This window comes from Frankia sp. CcWB3 (assembly GCF_977927595.1).
Map to the genome: position 1 here is coordinate 1 of NZ_CDWRCK010000288.1, position 3,135 is coordinate 3,135.

Annotated in this window: 1 protein-coding gene and 1 pseudogene; one reads left to right on the forward strand and one right to left on the reverse strand. The window is 71.8% G+C overall.

Features of this window, described 5'->3' with window-relative positions; all coding sequences use genetic code 11:
* Positions 1–248 precede the first annotated feature (248 nt).
* Positions 249–1,676 carry a glycosyltransferase 87 family protein gene (locus tag ACY5KJ_RS17595; RefSeq protein ID WP_462203882.1) on the reverse strand — a complete coding sequence of 476 codons (1,428 nt, stop codon included), beginning with the start codon at positions 1,674–1,676 and terminating at the stop codon, positions 249–251.
* A gap of 143 nt (positions 1,677–1,819) precedes the next feature.
* Here ACY5KJ_RS17595 and ACY5KJ_RS17600 point away from each other — a divergent pair.
* A pseudogene (locus tag ACY5KJ_RS17600) lies at positions 1,820–3,075 on the forward strand (Glu/Leu/Phe/Val family dehydrogenase).
* Positions 3,076–3,135 lie beyond the last annotated feature (60 nt).

The following is a 3,135-nucleotide window of genomic DNA, read 5'->3' on the forward strand; positions in this document are numbered from 1 at the left end:
CCCTGGAACGGCGCCCCACCCCGGGACGCCGGGGATGCAACCACGCCGCATGAGGCGCCTCGGGGCAGCCATCGAACGGATCGTCGGGGGGTTCGGGGGGTGGACCACCGCCCTGGTGGTCGTCACGTCGGCCTGGCTGTGCCTGACGACCCTCGCGCCGCTCGCCGCGACCTGGCGGCTGCTCGGGCGCGCCGAGACGTCCCTGGCCGTCATCGGCTGCGCCGGCCTTGCGGCCGCGGGAACGGTCATCACGCTGGTCGTGATCCGGCGGCGGCACGCCACGCCCACCCGCAGACGGCGACCAGTCCGACGTTGCGGACCACCAGGACCAGGCTCATCATGATCCGTCCCTGGACGACGTCGTTGTACCGCCACGGATAGACGACCTGGGAGAGCACGACGCAGATCAGCAGCAGCGCCACCCACCGCCACGACGGTCCACCGGCCGGGACGGTCAGGCCACCGGAGCCGGCGGGCCGGGCCATCGCGATCCAGACCGCGACGAGCGCCATGATCCACACGAGGTACTGCGGGCTGAGCACGCGGGCGGTCACGACCACGACAAGCAACAACGCGAGTGTGCGCCCCACGAGCACACCGGCCCGGCCCGCGCCGTCCGCCGCCGCGGGCGGACGCACCCACCCCCACCACCACAGGGCCGAAATGACGATCACTACGATCTCGGTCAACGAGCATGCAGTGGCCACGCTGCGGGCCAGCGGGGTGTCGAACTGGAGCGAACCGTAGGAATAGCCGGGTGCCGTTCCATGGCCGAGCATGTGGGCGACGACGAACGGCGTCGCGGCCACCGCCTCCACCTGTAGTCCGCGGGCCTGCTGCGCGCCAAGAAACCCGAACGCGTCCCGCCACCACCCGGTGACCGCGAACAGCGCCGCGAGCCCCCCGACGGCGCACAGGACGCCGGCGGCAAGACGTAACCAGTCCGGCGAGGGCGCCGACCGACCCGGAGACCGGAGCGGCGGACGGGACAGGGCGATCAGCAGCAGGACCGGCCAGATCTTGAGCAGCGCGCCCGCGGCGAGATGAAATCCCGCCCGGCCGGACCGGCCCGCGGCGAGCGCGAGCACGGCCGCGACCGCCGCCGCGGCCGGCAGCAGATCGAAACGGGCCAGCGCCACCGGTCCCAGCGCGGTGAGACCGGCCACCCAGAACCCTGCCGCCGGGACCGAGCGACGCACCAGCGCGGCAGTCAGGACGGCGTCGACGGCCACCATCATCCCAATGAACACCGCTCGATAGGGCAATCCCAGATGGGCGTGAGTTACGTCGGGCAACACGAACACAACTGCCGCGCCCGGCGGATACTGCCAGCGGTCGTCACCGGTGGGCATCCCCTCGCCGCGACCGAGCCCGCGGCCCCACTCCGCATAGATGTGTAGATCGCCGAGCACGCTCTGCTGCATGCCGAACGCCTGGTCGGTCACCACCAGGATGACGAGGACGGCACGGCTGACCAGCCACCATGCCCAGAGGCACCGGGCTGACCGGTCGGGGGTGCCGGCTCCGGGGCGGGCGAGCGCGGCCAGCCGTCCGGGTGCGGACAAAGCCGGCCCCCCGGCCCGCCGCGGCACCGGGAGGCGGCTCGACGGGTCCGCGCGCACGCTCGCGACCGTACCCGGAGGTGCCTGGTGGGCGATGGCGCGCCCTGCGCGCACCCGACAGACGGCATCTCCCGTCACCTATTGTTTGCGCCATATCGAGTCACCACCGCGGCGCGCAACGGAGCGCGCCGTGGCCGGCGGACCGGGCGGCGCGTTCGGCGGCGAAGGGTGGCTCGAAACGCGCCGCGGAGGTGCCTGTGATCCTCGGATCCGGCTCAGCATGGGACACGGCCTGCGTTCAACTGGCGAACGCGGCTCGTCATCTGGGCCTTGACGACGGTATGCACGACCTGCTCCGCACGCCCCGCCGGGCGATCACCGTCAGCGTTCCGCTACAGTGCGACGACGGTCAGCTGACCGTGCTGACCGGCTATCGCGTCCAGCACAACCTCGCCCGTGGCCCGGGCAAGGGGGGATCCGCTTCCACCCCACCACCGACCTCGACGAGGTCAAGGCGCTGGCGATGTGGATGACCTGGAAGTGCGCGCTGATGGGGATCCCCTACGGCGGGGCCAAGGGTGGCATCGCGGTGGAACCGGCGATGCTCTCCCTACCGGAACGCGAACGCCTGACCCGGCGCTACGCCGCCGAACTCGTCCCGTTGATCGGACCGGAGAAGGACATCCCGGCACCGGATGTGGGCACCGACGAGCAGACCATGGCCTGGATCATGGATACCTACTCGGCGCACACCGGGTACACCGCCACCGGCGTGGTAACCGGCAAGCCGCTGTCCATCGGCGGTTCCGCCGGTCGGGCCGGGGCGACCAGCCTGGGGGTGCAGCTTTCGGTGTTCGCCGCGCTGCGCGAGACCGGGCGCGACCCGCACGCGATGACAATCGCGGTCCAAGGCTTCGGCAAGGTGGGGACGCTCGCGGCCCAGTACCTGCACGACGCCGGTTGCACTGTGGTCGCGGTCTCGGACGCGAAGGGCGGGATCTACAACCCGCAGGGACTCAACCCGGCCGCCCTCATCCGCTATCTCGCCGACGGCGCGGAGACGGTCGTCGGCTACCCGGGAACCGACACGATCACCAACGACGAGCTCCTGGAGCTCGACGTCGACGTGCTCGTCCCCGCGGCGCTGGAGGGCGTCATCACGGTCGAGAACGTCGACCGGGTCCGCGCGCCGATCATCGTCGAGGGCGCCAACGGCCCGGTGACCGCCGAGGCCGACCAGGTCCTGGACGACCGGGGCGTCCTGGTGGTGCCGGACATCCTCGCCAACGGCGGCGGGGTGGCGGTCTCGTACTTCGAGTGGGTGCAGGACATCCAGGCGTATTTCTGATCCGAGGACGAGGTCAACGACCGGCTCCGGGCGCTGATGGACCGCGCGTACCGCGAGGTCTCCCTGCTGGCCACGACCCAGAAGATCAGCATGCGCAACGCCGCGCACGTCATCGGGGTCGGCCGGGTGGCCGACGCCCACCAGACCCGGGGTCTGTATCCCTGACCGGCAGCCCTGACCGGCGGTCATAAGCGCCGCGCGCGCCCCGGGCGGCGCGGCGGTCGC